At 61.2% G+C, this 22,643-nt stretch carries 23 protein-coding genes; 19 read left to right on the forward strand and 4 right to left on the reverse strand.

Translation table 11 applies throughout. From position 1 onward, the window contains the following. Window positions 1–90: 90 nt before the first annotated feature. Window positions 91–1,803, reverse strand: coding sequence for a long-chain-fatty-acid--CoA ligase (locus I6J26_RS07275; protein ID WP_115021090.1), 1,713 nt, complete (start codon window positions 1,801–1,803; stop codon window positions 91–93). Between the two features lie 76 nt (window positions 1,804–1,879). On the opposite strand from I6J26_RS07275, the gene mshA reads away from it, so the two are divergent. The 4 genes from mshA to I6J26_RS07295 all read left to right on the forward strand — a co-directional run bounded on the left by mshA (window position 1,880) and on the right by I6J26_RS07295 (window position 5,969). Continuing rightward, window positions 1,880–3,145 carry a D-inositol-3-phosphate glycosyltransferase gene (gene mshA / locus I6J26_RS07280; protein ID WP_115021091.1) on the forward strand — a complete coding sequence of 422 codons (1,266 nt, stop codon included), beginning with the start codon at window positions 1,880–1,882 and terminating at the stop codon, window positions 3,143–3,145. A 43-nt stretch (window positions 3,146–3,188) separates the two neighbouring features. Continuing rightward, window positions 3,189–3,938 carry a phosphoglyceromutase gene (locus tag I6J26_RS07285; protein WP_115024215.1) on the forward strand — a complete coding sequence of 250 codons (750 nt, stop codon included), beginning with the start codon at window positions 3,189–3,191 and terminating at the stop codon, window positions 3,936–3,938. Window positions 3,939–4,014: 76 nt separating this feature from the next. After that, a complete protein-coding gene (locus I6J26_RS07290) occupies window positions 4,015–5,274 on the forward strand; it encodes a sensor histidine kinase (protein WP_181815328.1) in 1,260 nt (419 codons plus the stop codon). Continuing rightward, window positions 5,271–5,969: a response regulator transcription factor gene (locus I6J26_RS07295; RefSeq protein ID WP_039673479.1), complete on the forward strand. Its 699-nt coding sequence runs from the start codon at window positions 5,271–5,273 to the stop codon at window positions 5,967–5,969. The genes I6J26_RS07290 and I6J26_RS07295 overlap by 4 nt, the downstream gene beginning before the upstream one ends. Here the strand turns inward: I6J26_RS07295 and I6J26_RS07300 are convergent. After that, a complete protein-coding gene (locus I6J26_RS07300) occupies window positions 5,966–6,847 on the reverse strand; it encodes a hypothetical protein (protein WP_115021093.1) in 882 nt (293 codons plus the stop codon). The two genes, I6J26_RS07295 and I6J26_RS07300, sit on opposite strands and share 4 nt — an antisense overlap. A 33-nt stretch (window positions 6,848–6,880) precedes the next feature. Here I6J26_RS07300 and I6J26_RS07305 point away from each other — a divergent pair, with 33 nt between their 5' ends. From I6J26_RS07305 to I6J26_RS07325, 5 genes are all read left to right on the forward strand, one after another. After that, window positions 6,881–7,810, forward strand: coding sequence for a Ppx/GppA phosphatase family protein (locus I6J26_RS07305; protein WP_115021094.1), 930 nt, complete (start codon window positions 6,881–6,883; stop codon window positions 7,808–7,810). A gap of 9 nt (window positions 7,811–7,819) precedes the next feature. Then, window positions 7,820–8,599: a hypothetical protein gene (locus tag I6J26_RS07310; protein ID WP_115021095.1), complete on the forward strand. Its 780-nt coding sequence runs from the start codon at window positions 7,820–7,822 to the stop codon at window positions 8,597–8,599. 32 nt (window positions 8,600–8,631) lie between these two features. Then, window positions 8,632–9,423 carry a pyrroline-5-carboxylate reductase gene (proC, locus tag I6J26_RS07315; RefSeq protein WP_115024216.1) on the forward strand — a complete coding sequence of 264 codons (792 nt, stop codon included), beginning with the start codon at window positions 8,632–8,634 and terminating at the stop codon, window positions 9,421–9,423. Between the two features lie 200 nt (window positions 9,424–9,623). Beyond that, window positions 9,624–9,812: a helix-turn-helix domain-containing protein gene (locus I6J26_RS07320; protein WP_010189818.1), complete on the forward strand. Its 189-nt coding sequence runs from the start codon at window positions 9,624–9,626 to the stop codon at window positions 9,810–9,812. Window positions 9,813–10,052: 240 nt separating this feature from the next. Further along, window positions 10,053–10,154, forward strand: a complete 102-nt coding sequence (locus tag I6J26_RS07325) for a 30S ribosomal protein bS22 (protein WP_003855542.1) — start codon at window positions 10,053–10,055, stop codon at window positions 10,152–10,154. Window positions 10,155–10,313: 159 nt separating this feature from the next. Here the strand turns inward: I6J26_RS07325 and I6J26_RS07330 are convergent, their stop codons facing one another. After that, on the reverse strand, window positions 10,314–11,561 hold the full coding sequence (locus I6J26_RS07330; RefSeq protein WP_239121742.1) for an HNH endonuclease signature motif containing protein: 1,248 nt from the start codon (window positions 11,559–11,561) through the stop codon (window positions 10,314–10,316). Window positions 11,562–11,768: 207 nt separating this feature from the next. On the opposite strand from I6J26_RS07330, the gene I6J26_RS07335 reads away from it, so the two are divergent. Next, the gene (locus tag I6J26_RS07335; protein WP_115021096.1) at window positions 11,769–12,347 is read left to right on the forward strand and encodes an LURP-one-related/scramblase family protein; all 579 of its coding nucleotides are present in this window, start codon (window positions 11,769–11,771) and stop codon (window positions 12,345–12,347) included. Here the strand turns inward: I6J26_RS07335 and I6J26_RS07340 are convergent. Beyond that, window positions 12,344–13,363, reverse strand: a complete 1,020-nt coding sequence (locus I6J26_RS07340; RefSeq protein WP_115021097.1) for an HAD-IB family hydrolase — start codon at window positions 13,361–13,363, stop codon at window positions 12,344–12,346. The two genes, I6J26_RS07335 and I6J26_RS07340, sit on opposite strands and share 4 nt — an antisense overlap. A gap of 109 nt (window positions 13,364–13,472) precedes the next feature. Here I6J26_RS07340 and I6J26_RS07345 point away from each other — a divergent pair, with 109 nt between their 5' ends. From I6J26_RS07345 to I6J26_RS07385, 9 genes are all read left to right on the forward strand, one after another. After that, window positions 13,473–13,712, forward strand: coding sequence for a glutaredoxin family protein (locus I6J26_RS07345; protein ID WP_070669593.1), 240 nt, complete (start codon window positions 13,473–13,475; stop codon window positions 13,710–13,712). Between the two features lie 101 nt (window positions 13,713–13,813). Then, a complete protein-coding gene (locus I6J26_RS07350; protein ID WP_115021098.1) occupies window positions 13,814–15,187 on the forward strand; it encodes a glutamyl-tRNA reductase in 1,374 nt (457 codons plus the stop codon). Next, window positions 15,188–16,075: a hydroxymethylbilane synthase gene (hemC, locus tag I6J26_RS07355; protein WP_115021099.1), complete on the forward strand. Its 888-nt coding sequence runs from the start codon at window positions 15,188–15,190 to the stop codon at window positions 16,073–16,075. Window positions 16,076–16,237: 162 nt separating this feature from the next. After that, on the forward strand, window positions 16,238–17,926 hold the full coding sequence (locus I6J26_RS07360) for a uroporphyrinogen-III synthase (protein ID WP_115021100.1): 1,689 nt from the start codon (window positions 16,238–16,240) through the stop codon (window positions 17,924–17,926). A 63-nt stretch (window positions 17,927–17,989) separates the two neighbouring features. Beyond that, on the forward strand, window positions 17,990–18,967 hold the full coding sequence (gene hemB, locus I6J26_RS07365) for a porphobilinogen synthase (protein ID WP_115021101.1): 978 nt from the start codon (window positions 17,990–17,992) through the stop codon (window positions 18,965–18,967). Window positions 18,968–18,989: 22 nt separating this feature from the next. After that, a complete protein-coding gene (locus I6J26_RS07370) occupies window positions 18,990–19,688 on the forward strand; it encodes a hypothetical protein (RefSeq protein ID WP_239121743.1) in 699 nt (232 codons plus the stop codon). Further along, window positions 19,685–20,182: a tellurium resistance protein TerC gene (locus I6J26_RS07375; RefSeq protein WP_115021102.1), complete on the forward strand. Its 498-nt coding sequence runs from the start codon at window positions 19,685–19,687 to the stop codon at window positions 20,180–20,182. Before I6J26_RS07370 ends, I6J26_RS07375 begins: the two co-directional genes overlap by 4 nt. Window positions 20,183–20,220: 38 nt before the next feature. Continuing rightward, window positions 20,221–21,261: a uroporphyrinogen decarboxylase gene (gene hemE, locus I6J26_RS07380; RefSeq protein WP_115021103.1), complete on the forward strand. Its 1,041-nt coding sequence runs from the start codon at window positions 20,221–20,223 to the stop codon at window positions 21,259–21,261. Continuing rightward, window positions 21,262–22,629, forward strand: a complete 1,368-nt coding sequence (locus I6J26_RS07385) for a protoporphyrinogen oxidase (protein ID WP_115021104.1) — start codon at window positions 21,262–21,264, stop codon at window positions 22,627–22,629. The last annotated feature ends 14 nt before the right edge of the window (window positions 22,630–22,643 follow it).

Below are 22,643 nucleotides of genomic sequence, written 5' to 3' on the forward strand. Positions count from 1 at the left end.
TCTAAAAAGTCTGGGAGTTTCGAGCCTTTTCGGCGCGACTTTTCAGAGTTAGGGTGGGGTGGTCTACAGAGCCAGGGCGGTTGAAACCAGCTACTTCTCAACCTTGAGCCGCTTGAGCAGATCCTCCTGTACCTCGCGGCGGCGAATCTTGCCCAGCTGGTCCGTGGCGAGCTGCTCGAAGTGGTAGAAGGTGCGCGGAACCTTGTAGCGCGTCAGGCGCTCGCGGCAGTAATCCTTCAGGCCTTCCGGATCCATGGCGGCACCATCGGCCAAAATGACACAAGCCACGACGTCTTCCGAGCCATCCGAGCGCGGGCGGCCCACGACCGCGGCCTCGTCGACGTCTGGGTGGGAGGTCAGAACCTCTTCGACCTCGCCAGGGTAGACGTTGAAGCCGCCGGTAATGATGATCTCCTTGATGCGGCTGACCAAACGAATGAAGCCGTCTTCTTCCATAACGCCCATATCGCCGGTGCGGAACCAGTCACCGTGGAAAGCATTCTGGGTGGCTTCCTCATCATCGAAGTAGCGCTTGAATACCTGTGGGCCGCGGGCGAGGACCTCGCCTTCTTCACCATCCGGCATGGTCTCATCGAGGTTCTCCGGGTTGGCGATGCGAATCTCGGTATCAGGGAAGGGGACGCCCACGTAGCCGGGACGGCGGTCGGAGCTCATAGGGTTACCCACGATGATGGGCGAGCACTCAGTGAGACCATAACCTTCAACCAGCATGCCGCCGGTGTACTTCTCCCACTTCTCCACGGTGTTGACCGGCAGGGTAGATGCGCCGGAGAACGCTGCGCGGACGCCATCGAGGGACACACCGTCTTCCTCTGCCTTGGCCACGATGCGCTCGTAGAGAGTCGGCACGCCCGGAATCCAGGTGGGGGTGTGCTTCTTCATGAGATCCATGATGAGTGGCATCTGCGGGCTCGGCAGGAGGACCAATTCACTAGCGATGAGGGGTGCCAAGGTGGCGTTCATAGTGAGGCCATAGGCGTGGAAGAACGGCAGGGCAGCCAACATGCGCTCCGGGGAATCGCCCAGGCTAGGTACCCAGTGCTTACCCATGAGCAGGTTGGAGAAAAGGTTGCCGTGTGTAAGCTCCGCGCCCTTAGGCTTACCCGTCGTCCCCGAGGTGTAGAGGATGATCGCGGTGGTGTCCTTGGTGACTTCCTCCGGGGAGAGAACGTTGGAACCATCGCCACCGATGGCATTGCCCACGAGGGACTCCCACGGCACCGTGTTCGGGGCTGGGGCAGTGAGCTGATCGCGCTTGGACTTCAGCGGTGGAATCGGCAGGCGCAGGGCCAGACGCTGCGGCGTCGGCATGGCGTTGACCATGTTGATGGAGACGACAGTCTCCAGACTCGTCATGGCGCGCAGCTTTTCCAAGGTGGAGGCCGTCTTATCCCACGCGATGGCGATACGTGCGCCGTGGTTCTGAAATAGACCTTCGAGCTCGTGGGCGGTGTACAGCGGGTTGTGGAGAACCGCGATAGCGCCCAACTTCAGCACGGCCCAGAAGGACGCGATGAACTGCGGGCAATTCGGAGCCACGATGGCGACGCGGTCGCCTGGGCGAACGCCGAAGGCGCGCAGACCAGCAGCTGCGCGGCGCACCTGCTTGTCCAGCTCGGCATACGTTTGTGTGCGGCCGAAGAAGTAGGTTGCGGACTTGTCGGGGTGCAGGGCGAGGTTGTTGTCGTAGACATCGAGAAGCGTGGTGTCCCCATATTCCAAGCTGTGCGGGGTCCATTCTGGATAGTGCTGGAGCCACGCCTTGGACTCGAATGCCGACATCTCTACACCTTTCGGTCACGTCTTTGAAGTTGGGAGCCAGTATAACGTGGCTGCTTTCCAGATACACTGGGTGACTATGCGCATCGCGATGATCTCCATGCATACTTCACCCCTCGAGCAGCCCGGTTCCGGTGATGCCGGAGGCATGAATGTGTACGTGCTCAATACTGCCCGCCAGCTCGCGCGCCTGGGCGTCACCGTGGATGTTTTTACTCGCGCCACGCGCCCGAGTCAGGGGGAAGTGGTGGACGTCGAGGAGCGCCTGCGCGTCATCAATATCGTTGCTGGCCCGTACGAGGGCCTGAGCAAGGAAGAACTGCCTACGCAGCTCGCGGCGTTTACCGGCGGAATTTTTAACTTCGCGCGCTGCTTCAACGTGGATTATGACGTTATTCATTCCCACTATTGGCTGTCCGGGCAGGTGGGCTGGCTGCTGCGAGACTTGTGGGACGTACCGCTGGTGCATACGGCACACACCTTGGCTGCGGTCAAGAACGTGCACCGCACGCTTGATGACACCCCCGAGACCGAAGCGCGCCGAATCTGTGAGCAGCAACTGGTGGATAACGCCGACATCCTCGTGGTCAATACCGCGCAGGAAACACGCGACTTGGTGGAGCACTACGATGCGTCACCAGAAAATATCGTCGTCGTATCGCCCGGCGCCGACACGGAGCTGTTCACCCCGGGCACTGACCGCATGACGGAGCGCGCTCGCCGCCAGCTGGGTATTCCGCTGCACACGAAGGTCGTGGCCTTTGTTGGCCGCCTGCAGAAGTTCAAGGGTCCTGAGGTCCTTATTCGCGCAACGGCGGAGCTGATGGAGCGCGATCCGGATCGCCGCCTGCGCGTCATTATCTGCGGAGGTGCCTCCGGTGCGAATTCCTCCCCAGACACCTATCACAACTTGGCGCGCAAGCTGGGCGTGGAACGCGTTGTGCGCTTCCTCAGCCCGCGCCCGTCGCAGGAGCTAGTGGCTATTTATCAGGCGGCGGATATTGTGGCGGTGCCGAGCTATAACGAGTCGTTCGGCCTCGTGGCCATGGAGGCGCAAGCATCGGGCACGCCCGTTGTCGCCGCGGCCGTCGGCGGTCTGCCCATTGCCGTGGCGGACGGGGATACGGGCTTGCTCGTGCATTCCCATGGAGCGGAGGACTGGGCGGATGCCTTGGAGCAGTTGCTTGACGACGACCCCCGCCGCATCGCCATGGGCGAAGCCGCCGTCGATCATGCCCAGCAGTTCAGTTGGGCGGCCGCCGCAACGCAGCTCGAAAACATCTACGCCGACGCCATGAGTATCGAAATTCCGGATTGCCATGCGCGCCGGGCAATCGGATATTAAAACCACCTGACGCGCTGCCGAAAAACGTGGCATGCTGGTGTTTATGAGTAACGGAAAGCTGATTCTTCTTCGACACGGACAGTCCGAATGGAACGAGTCCAACCAATTTACCGGTTGGGTAGACGTCAACCTCACCGCCAAAGGTGAAGGCGAGGCCAAGCGCGGCGGCGAGCTGCTCAAGGAGCAGGGCATCCTGCCGGAGGTTGTGTACACCTCCCTCCTGCGTCGTGCCATCCGCACCGCCAACATCGCCCTCAACGCGGCTGATCGCCACTGGATCCCAGTCGTGCGTGACTGGCGCCTCAACGAGCGTCACTACGGCGCGCTGCAGGGCCTCAACAAGGCTGAGACCAAGGACAAGTACGGCGAGGAGCAATTCATGGCATGGCGCCGCTCCTATGGCACCCCGCCGCCGGAGCTCGAGGATGGCGCTGAGTACTCCCAGGCTGGGGACCCGCGCTACGCCAACCTGGATCAGGTTCCGCGTACCGAGTGCCTGAAGGACGTTGTCGAGCGCTTCGTTCCTTACTTCGAGGAGGAGATCCTCCCGCGCGCCAAGAAGGGCGAGACCGTTCTCATTGCTGCACACGGTAACTCTCTGCGTGCGCTGGTCAAGCACCTGGATCAGATTTCCGATGAGGAGATTGCTGGCCTCAACATTCCGACGGGCATCCCGCTGGTCTACGAAATCACCGGGGACGGCTCCGTGGTGAACCCGGGCGGCACTTACCTCGACCCGGAGGCCGCCGCTGCTGGCGCCGCCGCCGTTGCTGCACAGGGCGCCAAGAAGTAACTACGCCTTCGCGTACTGCGCACAATCCCCAGGGAGTCTATACTCCGTGGGGATTTCTTTTGAGGTGTGAATCATCGTGGAACTTGTCTTCGCTTTCTTAGCCGGAGTGGCGGCCTGTGGCCTTGCCATACCGGTTCTTAGGCGTATCCGCGAAAGACTGGAGAGCCGCCGCGCCCGCGACGCTGACTCCAACCAAGTCACCAGCGTGAGCCAAGTCCTCCACCTGGCGGTGGGCGGATCGCCGTCCGGGATGACGGTGCTCTCGCGCTCCAAAGAGGTCATCTTTTCCAACCCGGCGGCGCACGAGATGTCGATGGTCCACGATCGCGCCGTGAACCCGGATATTTGGTCCGTGGCGCAGGAGGTCTTCGAGGATAAGGAGACCCGCACTCTGGATTTGTCCATCCCCAAGCGCCGCACCGGCAACCGCGTCACCCAGGTGCGTGCAGTGGTCAAACCGCTGACGCTTAACGACGACCGCTTCATCATCGTCTACGGCACCGACGAGTCCGAATCTGTCCGCATGGAATCCGCTCGCCGCGACTTTGTGGCAAACGTGTCCCATGAGCTCAAGACGCCCGTCGGCGGCATCGCGCTGCTGGCCGAGGCCCTCCTGCAAGACACCGGGGACCCCGAACACGTCGAGTACTTCGGCAGCAAGGTCCAGAAGGAAGCCGCTCGAATGGCGGATATGGTCAACGAGCTAATCTCTTTGTCCAAGCTGCAGGGTGCAGAAGCCCTTCCGGAGATGGAACCGGTTGACCTCGATGAGATCGTCGACGAGGCCATGACGCGCAACCAGCTGGCTGCCGACGCCCACAATAATCAGCTCACCCGCGGCGAATCCGTCGGCGTGCGGGTGATGGGAGATAAATCCCTGTTGGTTACCGCTATCTCAAACCTCATTTCCAACGCTATCCACTACTCACCAGATGAGATGCCGGTGTCAGTTACTCAAAAGGTGGTCAGTGGAAACGTTGTCCTTGTCCGCGTCACTGACCGTGGCATCGGCATCGCTCCGGAAGACCAAGAGCGCGTATTTGAACGCTTCTTCCGCGTGGACAAGGCCCGCTCTCGCCAGACCGGTGGAACCGGACTGGGCCTGGCCATTGTTAAGCACGTCGTGGCCAACCATGGCGGCAATATCAAGCTGTGGTCTCGGCCGGGAACTGGCTCGACGTTCACAATCGAGCTCCCTATCTACACCGAAGAAAAGCCAGCGGATACTGTAGATAATAAGGATAATAAAGAAGACGGGGCCGTCAGCTCCGCCGCTCCTGGCCTGCAGCGTGCAGTCGCGCGCGTAGCCGCTCGTCGAAAGGATAAATCGCAATGACCACCATCCTCATCGTCGAAGATGAAGAGTCGCTTGCAGATCCCCTTGCATTCCTCCTTCGCAAAGAAGGTTTCGATGTTCTCCTAGCCCCCGACGGGCCCAGCGCCTTGGAACAGTTCGCGGCCAACACCGTGGACATCGTCTTGCTGGATCTGATGTTGCCGGGCATGTCTGGCACGGACGTCTGCAAGCAACTGCGCGCTACCTCCTCGGTGCCGGTCATTATGGTCACCGCGCGTGATTCGGAGATCGATAAGGTGGTTGGCCTTGAGCTCGGTGCCGACGATTACGTGACCAAGCCTTATTCCTCCCGCGAACTCATTGCCCGCATCCGCGCGGTGCTGCGCCGTGGCCACGAGGTGTCCTCGGAGGGCGGCGAGGAGGAGCCGCACAACCAGATTCTGGAAGGCGGCCGCGTGCGCATGGATGTGGAACGCCACACCGTGCTCGTTGCCGGCCAACCGGTCTCGATGCCGCTCAAAGAGTTTGATCTCCTCGAGTACCTCCTGCGCAACGCTGGCCGCGTGCTTACTCGCGGCCAGCTCATTGACCGCATTTGGGGCGCGGACTACGTCGGTGACACCAAGACGCTCGACGTTCACGTTAAGCGCCTCCGCTCCAAGATCGAGTCGGAACCTTCCCACCCGAAGCACCTCGTCACCGTGCGCGGCTTGGGCTACAAGTTCGAGGCCTAAGCGCGGGGATCCGCCGGGTGGTGCGGGAAATCTACTCCCGAGCGTGCCCGCGCTTCGCAGTGGCGGGCCAGGATCTCATAGCAGTCTTCGCCTAACAGCGCGATGAGCTCGGTTTTTTGAGACTTCCACAGCGGCTCCTTTGCCGTGTGGCAGGCTGGAGCAGCTGAGCACCACCAATCAAAATCTTCGCCACCATTGCCCCAACCACGGCGGTCATACTCGCCAATGGTGGTGCGCAGAATCTCTTCGCCATCAGGACGCTCCTCGTAATCCTCGTGGCGGCGAATGGGCACCTGCCAGCAGACCTCTGGCTTGACCACGGTGAGCTCCTCACCAGCGTCGAGTGCCCACTGATGGATGGCGCAGCCAGGGCCCGTGGCCCACCCGTCGCGGTTGGCGAAGATGCAGGCGCCGTCGACAAGCGGCGTCTTCAACGCCGGCTCCGGCTCACCGTCATCACCGTCGAGCTCATCCCATTCCAACCACGGCTCTAGTTCCTCGGGCTGACCATTCTGGAGATACTCGTCGACGCCCTCGGGGCGGTGCTGCCAGTAGCGTGCGGGCATGCGCGCCACGGCGTCGGCAAGCTGGTCGCGGTCGATGTCATCGGCCATGTAGGCGCCATGTACACAGCAACCAACGTCGCGCTGTTGCTTATCGATGCCGTGGCATCGTTCGGTTCCAAACTGGCATTCATAATGCGACTCGAGCCACGTGAGGTCTATCGAGTAGACGTGTAAAGGGTCCTCGGGATCGGTGAACTCAAACCACTCTCGTGGGAAGTCAGGGGCCTTTTCGCGGCCCGAAAGGATGGACTTGGCAGCGGGGGAAGAGGTGGGAAATCCCAGGTAAACCTCATTTGATTTCGGGCGATTCACACCTACCCACGGTAGACCTACTACTGTGGGGGTGTGCGATTAGGTGTATTAGACGTCGGAAGTAATACCGTCCACCTCGTTGCGGTCGATGCCGCAACCGGTGGCCGGCCCACCCCGATGAGCGACTGGAAGACGCCCCTGCGTCTCGTGGAGCAGCTCGACAAAAAGGGCAACATCCACGAGAAGGGCTTGAAAAAGCTTATCTCTGCGGTGGGTGAAGCCAAGGAGCTGGGCGACAAGCTGGGATGCGATGAGCTCATGGCTTTTGCCACCTCTGCGGTGCGTTCAGCTACGAACTCGGCCGAGGTTCTTGATGAAGTGGAAAAGAACACCGGCGTCCGCCTAGAAATCCTGTCTGGTGAAGAAGAAGCCCGCCTGACCTTCTTGGCCGTGCGCCGCTGGTATGGCTGGTCCGCGGGTCGCATCACCAACCTCGACATCGGCGGCGGCTCCCTCGAGCTGTCCACCGGTACCGACGAGCACCCAGAGCTCGCTTTCTCTCTCGACCTCGGCGCTGGCCGTCTGACTCACAATTGGTTCGACACCGATCCGCCGGAAAAATCCAAGGTGAATCTCCTCCGTGACTATATTGATGCGGAATTGGTTGGCGTTGCCGATCAGATGCGCGCCCTGGGCCCCTCCGGCTTGGGTGTCGGAACCTCAAAAACCTTCCGTACGCTGGCCCGACTCACCGGTGCCGCACCGTCTTCGGCGGGTCCGTATGTGAAGCGCACCCTCACCGCACCGGGTCTGCGTCAGCTCATTTCTTTCATTTCTCGCATGACTGCAGCTGACAGGGCAGACCTTGAGGGTGTAAGTTCTACCCGATCGCACCAAATCGTCGCGGGTGCTCTTGTGGCCGAGGCGAGTATGCGTGCCCTGGGAATCGAGAAGCTAGAGATCTGCCCCTGGGCTCTCCGTGAAGGTGTCATTTTGCGCCGTACCGATAAGGGACTGGAATAGGAAAGAAACGTGGCTGACGAGAAACAGTTGACAGTTGCGGAGCTGCTGGCCCGCAACCAGAAGGATCGCTCCGGTGGAGAGAAGAGCTCGCGCCGCCGTCGCCGCAGTCTTGAGGAAGGCGGCATCTCCGTCGCGGAGCTGACCGGCAACCTCGAGAAGGTGAAGGCAACCCCGGCCGAAGCGAAGCACTCCAACGTCTCTATCGATGAGACTGCGCCTGTTATCCCCGCTCCGCAGAAGGACGCCGAGAAGACTGACTCCACGCCGCAGGCAGACGCCGTACGCGTGGAGCGGCCGGACAAGGTCGATTCTGAGCCCCAGCGTTCCCAGCCCTCCACCGAGGACACCCGCGTCATTCAGCGCGTCAAGGACACGCCTGAGAAGAAGACTGATACAGAGGTCGAGGAAGAGGCTCAGACTAAGACTGAGGATAAGACTGGGGACAAAACCGAGGACACCTTCACCACGGGTGAACTCGAGGCCGTCGAGAATGACGTCGAAGAATACGACGAGTATGACGAGGACTACGAGGAGGAGAAGCTCAACCCCTTCGCCGTCGTCCTGCTCGCCCTCGTGGGCATCGTGCTGGGCGCCATCGTATTCAAGGGCTTTGAAATCCTCTGGGACCGTTTCGACCGCCTCGTCGTCGTGGTGCTCGGCGTTGTCGTCACCGGTGTCATCGTCGGTATCGTTCACGCTCTGCGTACCAGCCGCGACGGCTTGTCCATGTTCCTCGCTGCCGTGGCGGGCCTCGTGCTTACCTTTGGACCACTGCTCGTCGTGATGTAGCCGTGACCCAGGGTTTCTGGCACCCTGGGATCATGACTAAAATTGCAGTACTTGGTGGAGGACAAATCGGCGAAGCCCTAGTTTCCGGGCTGGTGAGCGCAGGCTACGACGCTGCAGACATCGTGGTGACCAACCGCCGTTCAGAGCGCGGTGAAGAACTGCACGGCACCTATGGTGTGACCGTCACCAGTGATAACGCGCAGGCGATTGATGGCGCTGAGTACATCTTCGCGTGTGTGAAGCCCTATGCCATCGTCGAGTTGCTCGACGGTCTCGATATTTCCCAGGACGCAGTCGTGGTGTCCATGGCTGCGGGCTTGACCCTCGACACCCTGGAGAAGGCCGCAGGCGACGGCGTACCGGTCGTCCGCGTGATGCCCAACACCCCCATGCTCGTCGGCAAAGGCATGTGCACGTGTGCGGGCGGTCAGCATGTGACTGAGGAGCAGCTCGGTGGCGTCGTCAAGCTGCTCGAGGCCGTCGGTGAGGTTGCTGTCATCGAAGAGAAGCACATCGATGCCGCGACCGCCTTGGCTGGCTCCGCGCCTGCCTACTATTTCCTTGTCACAGAGGCGCTTATCGACGCCGGCGTACAGCTCGGCCTCACCCGTGACGTTGCCGAAAAGCTGGCCACCCGCACCGCCCAGGGCGCAGGCACCATGATGACGGAATCGGGCAAAGATCCCGTCGCTCTTCGCGCGGGGGTGACCTCTCCGGGGGGAACTACCGCGGCGGCCCTACGCGAGCTTGAGGAGTCCGGTATTCGGGGTGCTTTCTTCCGTGCGGCGGAGGCATGTGCCCAGCGTGCGCAGGAGCTAGCCTAGTTTTCTCCTTCCTCAATGGGAATGGTGTGACGATTGTTGTGCGGCGAGTTTCTGGGGAACAACGGTGCGAATGTGGAAAAAATTGGCACTTGGGTCGCATTAGTCACAGGTTTCACGCTAAGCTTGCAGGAGCGCGTGCGTGATAGTCCTGTGGGAGGGGAAGCCTACAGCGCGTCACGTGCTGAAGGGTTAAATAAACTATGACGAATGAAGATAAGGGAACTTTCCTGACTATTGCCGAGGTTGCGGAGATCATGCGTGTCTCCAAGATGACGGTGTACAGGTTGGTTCACGCAGGTGACATGCCGGCAGTGCGCGTGGGACGTTCGTTCCGCGTTCATGAATCCGCCGTCAAGGAATACCTTGAGGCATCCGTGTACGGAGCCTAGCGTTCATCTCTCTCTGACAGCGCCCACCTCTGTGGATTCCTACGGTCCACGGCGGTGGGCGCTGCCCTTAGTTTTGGTGCTGGGAACGGCGCTAGGTAAGATGGTGGGCATTCGTGTCGGCAACGGTACGCCTGTGTCTCCCCGTTGTGTGGGGCCGCATCGAGTGCACCGTGCGGTTTCATTCCAGGCGTTGTCGGCCGGTTTACGTACGTACTGATACCGAAAGTGAGGAAACCTGTTATGGGTTCTGTCATCAAGAAGCGCCGCAAGCGCATGTCCAAGAAGAAGCACCGCAAGATGCTGCGCCGCACCCGCGTTCAGCGTCGCAAGCTGGGCAAGTAAAACGTGGCTCGCAGCTCCCCGCATAGTCCTTCGTGATTGTGACGGGGAGTTTCTGCTGTCTGGGCTTCTCGTCGCCTCAGACGACGGAGGGGTCATAGTGTGGGGTCCTTTCTGTAGTGGCTGCCGGGTGGACGCCGTCGAGTCAGACGACGGCGAGGTTTAGAACGGGATGTCCTCTGGGGGAGTGCTGGGAGCCTGGGCTTGCGCCGCAGCCTTGGCGGCTGCCTCGGCGTCTAGTTCCTTCTTGAGCGCCTGAGCTTGCTCGTGGGCGCGCTGGCGGATAGCAGTGATCTTCTGGGCTACGGTTTGGGCCCAGCGCTTGGTCTTGTTCGCCAGCGGGCCGGTGGGCTCCGTCATGGCCCAGGTTCCATCCTCGAAGAGCCATACGATATCCCCGGTTATGGGGTCCATGATGTAATGCGCACGGCCATCGGTCTTCATGTTGTGATGGTGCTGGCACAGCGAGGCGAGATTACTCGGATGGGTTGGGCCGCCGTCGGCGTAGTTGACGCGGTGGTCCATCTGGCACAGGTGGGCCGGCCGATTGCAGCCAAGAGCGCGGCACGTGCCGTCGCGCCCCTCGACGTATTTTCGGATGAGCTCCGAGGCAACATAGCTATCCGAGGCTTCCGGCTCCGAGGACAGGTCACGAGTGCGGGTCGTAGGCATCTCTTGAGACGTCCAGCCATAGCCCTGTACGAGCGTCGGTGCGTTCTCGATATCGGTGGCCTGATACGTGTGCAGGATGACCGTCGACGGTGGTGTAATGCTGCCGGCGATGAGCTTCTTTACAGCATCGGCTGTGGACACCCCGTTTTCCTTCGCGGCTTCTTTGATGTATTTATCCAAGATGATGCCCGTGGCGCTATCCGTGTTGAGCTCCAGGTTGGCGCGCTCACCATTGTCCGTCATGGTGTAGGAATCCTTCTTCCGTGTATCGCGGAAAGAAATCGTTTTATCGATGCTCTTGCAAATATCGCGCACTTTGCGGCCGATCTGCGGAGGTGTAGGAAAAGTCTGGTTGGGGGCGGTGGGGATGAAGTAGTTGGCCAAGGAGGCGTCGATAAGCGCGAGCGTCTCCTGGGGTACTTCCCCCAGCTTGGTCATGGTGAAATCGATGGCGATGAGGGCTCGCATATCGAGCAGGAAGAGCTCTTCCTGCATCGCTTTCACCTGGGGAAGGTCCTCTAGCCGGTGTACGGCAAGGCAACATTCGGTGATGGTGTGTGGGGCGAGCCCAAGCTTGGCGACGAGCCTCTGACACGCCACATCGAAATCTTCATCGAGCGGAGGCATGGCGGCCGCCCAAGAACGGTAGTCGGCGCGGCGCGCGGCGCTGCGCTCCATGGCGAGGGCGCATTCAGGGTTCATGTGGGAAAAGTAGGCGGTAGGAGTAGTGGTTGTCACGGTGAATCCCCCGGATTCTTGAGGCTATAGACTAAAAAGTGTAAGAACTAATGTTCTAACAGTAGGCTATATGACGCCTCGGACATCTATCTCTACCTGCACTAATACGCGTTTTAGAAGGTGATGTTGAGTATCTATTTCCGAACAGATGGGGAGTGTTATCCGTGAGCGCCCATGACCTTCCGTGTGTACGTATGATGGCGAACTATGTTGCCCCGAATTTTGACGCTCGACACCCTCGTAATCTCGCAGACGAAGTCCTTCCTTCAGGATCAATTCCTCATTGCGGATGAGCAAGGTGTGCCTGTTGGCACGATTGTGCAGTCCGGAAGCCTGAAAGACATGTTCTTCAATTCCTCCCGCAGCCTGGAGGTGGCCTTCACGGATGATCAGGGCAACCCGCAGCAGCCGCTCATGCTGATCAAGGATCCGCCGAACTTCGTGCGGGATACGTATGAGGTGTACCTGCCGGGCATCGAGAAGCCTATGGCGGTGGTGACCAAGCGATTCGCCATGTTTAAGACGCGCCTGACCATGGAAATGGAAGGTTTCCCAGAGATTGAGATTACGGGTGATATTTGGGATTGGAACATCACCATTAGTAGTCAGGGGCAGCCGCTGGCGCAGGTGACTAACGAGTGGTCCGGCGTAGGCAAGTTCCTTTCGGGGAAGAATACCTACCGCCTCAGCATTGCGGGAGGGCTAGACCCACAGCAGCATGCAGCTCTTATCGGTGCAGTGATGTGTATGGATATGCTGCGCACGAAGGCGCAGCAGAGCAGCTAGCGGCGATGGGCAATGCGCCAGCCGCCATAGGAGAACAGCGCAGTGACAAGTGCGGGGATGCCGTAAGTGCGCACGGCTTTGCGGACGGAACGGTAATCGCGAATGAGCCAGCCTTTCTCTTCCGCAATATCGCGCAACGTTGAATCGGGGTTAATAGCCACCGGAGTACCCACCATGGAGAGCATGGGGACGTCGTTGGCGCTGTCGGAGTAGGCCGTACAGCGTTCCAAGTCGAGATTCTCCAGCGTGGCCAAGGCGGCTACCGCATGCATCTTGCCGGGGCCGTGGAGAATATCGCCCACGAGGCGTCCGGTGAAGCGGCCGTCCTCGACTTCCGCCACGGTGCCCAGTGCACCCGTAAATCCGAAACGCTGCGCCAAAATCTGCGCCAGCTGGACCGGAGTGGCGGTGACGAGCCATACCTGTTGGCCGGCGTCGAGATGCATCTGTGCAAGTTGCTTTGTACCGGGATAGGCCTTTTCAGCCATCGACTGGTCGACGATTTCCTCGCACAGCGCAACCATCTCTGCCACCGAGCGGCCCTTGACAAATTCGAGGGCCTGCACGCGTCCAGCCGCTACGTCCTCGGTGTTTTCAGAGCCGGATACCCGAAATTTCAGCTGCTTCCATGCGATAGGCAGGATTTCGGAGAGCGAAAAGTAGCGTCGCCGTGCCAGGCCCAAGGCAAAGGAGACCAATGAGGAGCCTTGTACCAGCGTATTGTCTACGTCGAAGAAGGCAGCGGCGCCAAGGTCCTGGGGGATGTCGGGGTCTGGCTGCGTGAGGGAGCGCGAGCCCGCAGACTCGAAGGAGCCTTGGACGGAATCCACGCCGGAGGAAAAGGAATCTAGGTCGATGCCGAAGAGCTGTTCCACCGCCGCGGCTGCCGACGCCTCACCTGCCGCACGCTGGTGCTCTTCGCCGAGTGGGGCAAAGGCCTGCTGCTCCAAGAAATTGCGGAGGTTACCCCTACTCGCGGTCCAGTTGGCAAGGAACTCGCGGGGGGAGTCGGGCATACCGGGTGGAAGGGGGAGGGGCACGCGTTCAGCTTTCAACGGGTGGGCAGGCTAACGTGTCCATAGTAAACCGCGAAAAGTTTTGAGTCTCACTAAGGAGCCCCTTTTTATGTCTCACACAGTTGAGCTCATGGTGCGCACCACGTGCGGGTCGTGTGAGCGTGTGCGCGAGCAGATCACGCCTGTGGTTCAGCAGGCGGGGGACGAGCTCATCGTGCGTGTAGTGGATGAGGACCCCGAGCTGGCCATGGAATATGGTGATCGAGTGCCCGTCGTCGTCATCGACGACGAGGAGTTTGCCTGCTGGGAAGTGGATAACGAGGAGCTCGCGCAGGCGCTGGCGGATTAATCCCCGGAGTTCTGGTGAGTTTCAGAAAAGAGCTTTAGGCTAGTAGTCTTTTGGTTGATTTATGTCATCCAAAGGGATGATGAAGAACTGGAGGGTAGTGCATGAGTGTGCTCGTCGTGGGCATGTCGCATCAGTCAGCGCCGGTAGCGCTGCTGGAAAAGCTGAGCATGGACGACGCCGTGCAGAATAGTGCCTGCCAGACCCTGGTTCAGGCGGATTCGCTCTCCGAGGCGATGATCATCTCCACATGTAACCGTATGGAGGTCTATACGGTTACTAATTCCTTCCATACGGGCGTCCAGGATGTCGTTCGCACTGTGGCCGAGGTGTCCGGGGTGGACGAGGAAGAACTGCGTACTTACCTGTACGTTCGCTATGCCGATGCCGCCGCTGAGCACCTCATGACGGTGACCTCCGGGCTGGATTCGATGGTGGTAGGCGAGCAGCAGATTATCGGACAGGTTCGCGCCGCCTACCAGTCCGCCACGGATCAGGGCACTGCAGGTCCACGAATCCATGCCTTGGCGCAGTCGGCACTGCGCACCGGCAAGCGCGTTCATTCTGAGACGGATATCGATGAGGCGGGTGCGTCCATGGTGTCCTTCGCTTTTGATCAGGCGTTGAGCCGCATGGGGCGGGAGCGGCTGGATGGTGCCCGTGTGCTCATCCTGGGGGCGGGCGCGATGGCGTCGCTCGCGGCCAGCCATGCGGGTCGGCTTGGTGCGCAGCTGGTCATTGCGAACCGGACGCTTGCGCGCGCGCAGCGCGTCGCCCAGCATGCACACGAAGCGGGTGTGTATGCGGATGTCATCGACTTTGCCGACCGTGCTCAAGAACTCCGCAGCGTGGACATGGCCATTTCCGCCACCGGTGCGCAAGATTTCACCATTACGGCTGCCGACGTTGAGCGCTACCACGTTGCCAACCGTGAACTGATGCTCGTGGACTTGTCCCTGCCACGCGATATCGATGATGCGACGGCTGAGGCCGAAGGGGTTGACCTGGTCAATATTGAGCGCCTGAGCAAATCCCTCGACGCCGCCGATACCGATATCGCTGCTGGAACCAGCCCGCACGTCCAGGCGCGGCGCATCGTCACCGAGGAGCTGGAGGCCTATGCCTCCGCCCAACGCGTGCGCGATGTCGTACCGGCGGTGTCGGCACTACGCCAGCGAGCTGCCAACCTCGTGCAGTGCGAAATCGCACGTTTAGAGCAGAAGCACCCAGAGCTGGATGAGCGCCAACTGGGTGACGTGAACCGTGCGCTCAAGCGCGTGGCCGACAAACTCCTCCATGAGCCCACGGTCCGCGCGAAGCAGTTGGCGGCGAATTCCGGTACGGTCAGCCACGAAACCGCACTTCAGGAACTCTTCGGGTTGCACCTCGAAGGCAGCGGCGTGGCCGTGGATATGACGGAGCTACCGGATGCCGCACAGATGAAAGCCGCGGAAAAGAACAAAGAAGAGGACGCATAAATGTTGAAGATCGGTACCCGAGGTTCCCTGCTCGCCACCACGCAGGCGGGTCACGTACGGGACTGGCTCAAAGAAGCTGGCTACGAGGCCGAACTGCACATTGTGACAACGCCGGGTGATGTCAACATGGCACCCGTCGAGCGCATCGGCGTGGGCGTGTTTACGCAAGCCCTGCGTGAGGCCGTAGACCGCGGTGAGTGCGACATTGCCGTGCATTCTTTCAAGGACCTGCCGACGGCTGCCGACGACCGCTTTGACCTCGTGGTTCCGGAGCGCCAGGACACGCGCGAGGCGCTCATCGCCCGCGATGGCCTCACGCTGAAGGAGCTGCCAGAGGGTGCGCGCGTGGGAACCTCTGCTCCGCGCCGTATCAGCCAGCTCAGGGCGTTGCGCCCGGACCTGGACATTCGTCCGCTGCGCGGCAACATTGATACCCGCATGGGCAAGGTGACTAGCGGTGAGCTTGATGCCGTGCTCTTGGCCTACGCCGGTCTTGTGCGTGCGGGCTACGCCGAGCGTGCTACCGAAGTTTTCGACCCGGAGTTCTTCATGCCCGCCCCGGCGCAGGGAGCGCTCGCAATCGAGGCAGTGAAAGGTACTGAGGCTGCGCAGGCCATTGCGCTGCTTGCCGACGTCCCCGCTATCGCCGCCACCCGCGCCGAGCGCACCGTGCTGTCCGAGCTGGAGGCTGGCTGCACCGCTCCAGTCGCGGCGACCTCCCATTGGGAAGGCGAAGAACTCGTCGTACGCGGTGGTGTGTTCGCCCTCGATGGCTCCCGCCAGCTCATTGCCCAGGCGCAAGGGAAGGCTGAGGATGCGCAGGTGTTGGGTCGCGCGGTGTCTGAGGACCTCTTCGCGCAGGGAGCTGCGGAGCTGCTTGCTAACTAATTTTTGGTTTCGGACCTTTTCCTTTAGTGTGTATCTAGCACACAATCATTGACGCCAATGATTCAGCCCCCCTTAAACCACACGTGAAGGGTGGGCTTTACTCTCCCGCCGTGGTGAGCGGCGCAGGAATCCCCCGGAATCCACAAACTAGAAAAGAACCTTATGAGCAATGCCGTGCCGGATACCCAGGCTGAAGTGGGCAAAGTTGTTTTCGTCGGCGCCGGCCCTGGCAACCCTGATCTGCTAACTGTCCGCGCCCGCGAGGTTCTGGAAACGTCTGCCATCGCTGTGACGGACGCTGAAGTTTCCTCCGGCGTGCGTGAGATGGTCGCCCTACAGGTACCGGTGCCGCAAGAACTTCTCGACGCCGCCGCGGAAGAATACGAGCGCATCTGCGCCGCCGCGAGGGAAGCAGGAGCTCGTCGTAAGCCGCCACGTCCGGCACCGCCAACGGCGGCGGTGTTTGAGGAACCTGAGGGGGACGTCGTCAAGCAACTGCGTGGCGCGCTTGAACGCGCTGAGGGCCGCGACGTGATTCGCCTCGTCACGGGTAATCCGCTCAACCGTGAGTCCATCAAGGCGGAGATTTCTGCCGTGGCGAATGCCGGAATGGAGTTTCAGGTGGTACCGGGCATGTCTCTGCCGTCGACGGTGCCGTCCTTTGCGGGCATTGCTCTGGGAGCGACGTATACCGAGGCCGATATTACGGAAGGCGCTGACTGGGACGAGCTGGCATCCGCGACGCAGCCGCTCGTTCTGCAGGCCACTGCTGATGACTTGCCGGTGATTTCTCGCGAGCTGGTGGAGCGCGGTATGCCCGCCGAGACCGAGGCATATGTCACCGTGCATGGCACGACGCGTCTGCAGCGTACCCATGAGACGACTCTGGGTACTTTGGGCAAGCTCGATGCGGAGTTGCCGGGCGTACTCGTGGTGACCTTGGGACGCAGCTTTGATGACCGGTCGAAGTATTCGTGGTGGGAAAACCGTTCCCTGTACGGCTGGCGCGTGCTGGTGCCGCGCACGAAGGAGCAGGCGGCGGCGATGAGCGCCCGCCTAGCAGGGCACGGCGCTATTCCGCAGTCGGTGCCCACTATTTCTGTGGAGCCGCCGCGCAACCCGGCGCAGATGGACCGCGCTATTAAGGGCATCGTGGAGGGCCGCTACAAGTGGATTGTCTTCACCTCCGTCAACGCGGTGAGCGCGGTGTGGGACAAGATTGCCGAGCTCGGCCTTGATGCTCGCGACTTCGCCGGCGTGCACCTTGCTGCGGTGGGGCAGAAGACCGCCGATGCCATTCGTGCGAAAGGCATGATCCCGGAGGTCATGCCGAAGCCCACGAAGCAGAATGCGGAGGGCCTCGTGGAGGTTTTCCCGACTTACGTGGAGGACATCGATGCGGTGGGCCGCGTGCTGCTGCCACGTGCCGACATCGCTGGTGATGTGCTGGTTGATGGCCTGTTGGACTTGGGCTGGGAAGTCGATGACGTCGTGGCCTACCGCACCGTACGTGCGGCCCCTCCGGCGGCGGAAATCCGAGACATGATCAAGTCTGGTGGCTTCGACGCTGTGGCCTTTACTTCGCCGTCCACGGTGCGCAACCTCGTGGGCATCGCGGGCAAGCCGCATGCGCGTACCATCATCGCGTGCATTGGGCCCTCCACCAAGGCTGCGGCCGAGGAGGTGGGCCTGCGTGTAGACGTCGTCCCGGAGATCGCCGATGTGCCGATGCTTGTCGACGCCCTCGCGGACCACGTCGCCGCCCTCCGCGCTGCCGGCAATTTGCCTGCTCCCCGCAAGAAGCGCCGCTCCCGGAAGAAGACTGCATCGACCACATCTGGGCGGTCCTAGTAGGGAAGACTAGAGTCGGGGAAGGTATAGATTGTCTCGAAGCTCGAAGGAGAGTTCCTACTCATGAGCATTGTTCGCCGCCCCCGTCGTCTGCGTCAGACTCCGGCACTCCGGAACTTGGTTGCGGAAACGTCGCTGCGTCCTTCCGACCTCATCCTTCCGATGTTCGTCGTCGACGGGCTGGATGCGCCCCGCGATATCCCGTCCATGCCAGGTGTGCAGCAGCACACCGTAGATTCCCTCAAGCGCGCCGCACACGAGGCTCTTGATGCTGGCGTGACCTGCGTCGACCTTTTCGGTGTTCCGCGCGAGGAAGACAAGGATGCGACTGGCTCCGTGGCCTGGGATCCGCAGGGCATCCTCAACGTAGCTATTGCGGAACTGCGTCAGGAATTCGGCGATGACCTCATCGTCATGGCGGATACCTGCCTGGATGAATTCACCTCTCACGGGCACTGCGGTGTGCTCGATGACCAGGGCCGCGTGCTTAACGACGAAACCGTGGAGCTCTACCAGGACATGGCTCGCTCCCAAGCCCGCGCCGGCGCACACATGGTGAGCCCGTCCGGCATGATGGATGGCCAGATCGCCGCCATCCGTGAGGCTCTCGATGAGGCTGGCCACGAGGACGTCGCCATCATGGCTTATTCGGCCAAGTACGCCTCGGCCTTCTTTGGGCCTTTCCGCGACGCTGTGGGCTCGTCCCTGGAAGGCGATCGCCGCACCTACCAGCAGGACCCGCGCAATTACCGCGAATCCATGTTGGAAGTGGACCTCGACATCGAAGAGGGCGCGGACATCGTCATGGTGAAGCCAGGCCTGCCGTACCTCGATGTGCTGGCGGGTGCTGTTGAGCGTTCCGCCGTTCCGGTTGCCGTTTACCAGGTGTCCGGTGAGTACGCGATGATTCAGGCGGCCTCCCAGAACGGGTGGATTGACGGCGAGGCCGTTATGCTGGAGTCCTTGACCGCGTTCAAGCGCGCTGGTGCGGATCAGATTCTGACGTACTTCGCCACGGACGCTGCCCGCCTGCTCGCATAATCTGACCGCTTCAAGGAGAGTCGTGACGCTCAGCCCGAATACCGCGCCGTCTGACAAGCCGCAGGACGGGGCCGCCAAGAAACCCAAGCGCGCCGAGGCAGTCTCCCTCATGCTGAAGGTGTGGAATGTTGCTTTGATTCTCGAGGCAGTGCACCTCGTCCTGAGCATTACCCTGACGCTGCTCAACCGCGATGAGCTTTTCGCTCAGGCCCGTAGCACCGCGGAATCAGCCGCGGAGCGCTCCGGGCAGGAGATGACGGATTCTTTCGTCCAGATCGTGGGCTACGGCTCGCTGGTGTTGAGCTCGCTGATTTCCCTGGCCATCGTGGTGCTGTTGGGCATCATGCTGTGGATGATCAACAGCAACGCTAAGGCCGCCGGTACTGGTCGGCGCCTCTGGTTTGCTTTTTCCCTTTATTTTGGCTTCCGCGTGCTCATCGTCTTTCTCAGCAGCCCGGCTGGGGCGAACGTGCCGGATTGGCTGTTTGTGGTCGATGGTGCCGTGCAGATTCTCGTTGGCGTAGCCGCCATCATGGGCCTCATGTTCTCCACTAAGGAAGAGGTTCTGGAATACACCGGCGAGATGGAGCAGATGCGCCAGATGCGCAAGGAAATGGAAGAGCAACGCCGCTTGGATAACCAGGCGCAGCGCGATAAAGACAAAAATAAAGACAAAGATAAGAACACCGACAAGAAGAATTCAAAGGACGACCGCCCATGACCGATCGCCCAGGCCCCGCGGACTATAACCGCAGCCCTCGCCGGAAAAAGAAGAAGGGCGATCAGGACTATTCCTCGTGGCCCTCGCAGCTGCGCATTGCCTATTGGCTCTTCGTTGTCGGAGCCGTCGTTATGCTCACCGCTGGCATGGTGGGCCTGTTTGGTTCTTATTCCCGGATCAACAACCCGGACTTGAGCATGGAGCAGGTGGACTATATCCGCTTCAATACCCGCTTTGCCGCCATCTCTCATATCGTCAGCGCGGTGGTTATCGCGGCGTGCTCTGCGCAACTGGCTAGTGGCTGGGTATGGGCTCGCCGCATCATCACGGCAGTGTCGGTCTATGCCATGTTCGTTAGTGTGGCTGCGCTCATCGCCGGTGTGGGTGGAATGGCGTTGCTGATTATTCCTTTGGTGCTCATGGTGGGGATGTACTTCCTCTTCCATCCAGAATCCACGGCCTTCATCAAGGCCCGCCGTGCTGAGCGGTCGTAATTAGCGTCGGCTCCAACTTTTGATTCATAATGGACGGTATGTCTCGACTGTCTGCCGCGCCGCTTATTGAGGCCGCTTCCGGCCGTACCCCGTCCCGCCCGCCCGTCTGGTTTATGCGCCAGGCGGGTCGTTCCTTGCCGGAATACCGCAAGGTTCGCGAGGGAATCGACATGTTGGATTCCTGTTTCATGCCAGAGCTGCTGGCGGAGATTACCCTGCAGCCGGTGCGCCGCCACGACGTTGATGGCGCCATTCTCTTCAGCGATATCGTTGTCCCGCTCAAGGCAGCGGGCGTGGGCGTAGAGATCGTCCCCGGTCGCGGCCCCGTCATGGATGCCCCAGTGCGCACCAAGGAGGACGTGGCCAACCTGCCGGTTCTCGACGTTGACGTGCCCGAGGTCCGCCAAGGCATCGAGATCATCCTGAACGAGCTCACCGACAAGCAGGCCCTCATCGGCTTCGTCGGCGCGCCTTTTACCCTGGCTAGCTACCTCATCGAAGGTGGGCCCTCGAAGAATCACGAGCGCACCAAGGCGCTGATGCATTCCGAGCCGGACACCTGGCACCGTCTCATGGAGCGCCTGACCCCGACGATCATCGCCTTCCTTGAGCTACAACTCGATGCTGGCATTGACGCCATGCAGCTCTTCGATTCCTGGGCGGGCTACCTCAACGAGCGCGATTACCGCGAATTCGTGCTGCCGTATTCGGCACAGATCCTCAAGGCCGCTGAAGGCCGCGTGCCGCGTATCCACTTCGGCGTGGGCACGGGGGAATTGCTCGGCGCGATGTCGGAGGCCGGCTCCGAGGTCATGGGCGTGGACTACCGCGTGATCATGGACGCGGCGGCTGCCCGCGTCAACGCCGACATCCTGCAGGGCAACCTTGACCCCGCCGTGCTCTTTGCTGGCGACGACGCTGTGCGCCAAGCCGTGCGTACCATCAAGTCTGAAGTCGATTCTGCACGCGCTCGCGGCGACGTGAAGGGACATATCTGGAACCTCGGCCACGGGGTTCTGCCGACAACCGACGCCGACGCCATCACCCGCGCCGTCGCCATCATCCACGAGGAGGGCTAAATGAAGATCGCGATCATCGGTGCTGGACTAGCAGGACTCAGCGCCGCCTGGGAGCTGCGTTCCCACGAGGTTTACGTTTTCGAGGCGGCCGAGCGCATCGGAGGAAAACTGCACACCGTGCCGTTTAACGGCGGGCCGACCGACATGGGCGCGGAAGCCTTTATCCGCCGCCGCCAAGACGCCGTCGATTTCTTCACCGAGCTGGGCCTACATGAGTCCATCGTGGAACCCAATGCAGAGCTGCGCCCGCGCGTGTATACCGGCGGCGAGCTGCACTTCCTCCCGCAAGGCGGGGTCATGGGTATTCCGTCCCAGCCGCAGGACTTCTTCTCTGCGGCCACCAACGAGCGCATCACCAACGAGCAGCCTTTCGAGTGGGAGATTGGCGGTGATGTGTCCGTCGGTAAGCTCGTGCGCCAGCAGTACGGCGATGACGTCGTCGATCACGTGGTGTCTGCGCTGCTCGGTGGCGTCTACTCCTGCGTTGCCGATGACCTGGGCCTGCGCGCCACGCTTCCGCACTTGGCGGCGACCTTGGACACTATGGCGCAGGATGGCCCGGTGACGCTGTCTGCTGCGATTAAGCAGATCGAGTCTGGCCGCAGCCCCGCTGAGGGTTCCGTCTTTGGCACCTTCAAGGGCGGCTACGCCGAACTCTACGAGGCACTGGCGGAAAAATCCGGCGCGCAGATTCACCTCGATACGTTCATCTCTGGCGTTACTCGCAAGGGCGATGCCTTTGAGGTCAAGGGCGCGCCCGGAGAACTCGGGCCCTTCGACCGCGTGCTCTTTGCCACCCCTGCCCCAACGACCGCGCGACTGCTCAAGGCCGTAGCTCCGGAGGCCGCTGAACACCTATCCACGATTCAGTTGGCCTCCTCCGTGGTCGTCGGCTTCAACTTTGCTTCCGCCACGGACCCAGAGGGCAACGCGCTTCCCGACGCCACCGGCATCCTCGTCGCCTCCGACGAACCGGACCTGCGTGCTAAGGCCTTCACGCTTTCCTCTAACAAGTGGCCGCACTTGGGCGAGCGCGAAGGTTTCCTCGTGCGTGCGTCCTTCGGCCGCTTTGGCGATGACGCACTTGTCCGCGCGGACGAGGATGATCTCGTGGACTATGCCCTTGATGACCTGCAAAAGATCACTGGCTTCGACGGGCGTGCTGCCGGCGTGGAAGAGATCTACACGCAGCGCTGGTTCGGCGGTATCCCTCGCTACGACGAGAAGTACCTGTCTACGCTCGCTGCTGTCCGCGCCGCGCTTGCCGACGTCTCCGGCATCGCCGCCACCGGCGCCTGGGCAGGCGGTGTGGGCGTGCCCGCCGTCATCGCTGATGCCCGAGCCGCTGCGCAGGGGCTTGTCAGCTAGCTCGCTGTCTCTCC

Origin of the sequence: Corynebacterium minutissimum (assembly GCF_016889765.1) — a bacterium.
Lineage (GTDB): Bacteria > Actinomycetota > Actinomycetes > Mycobacteriales > Mycobacteriaceae > Corynebacterium > Corynebacterium minutissimum_B.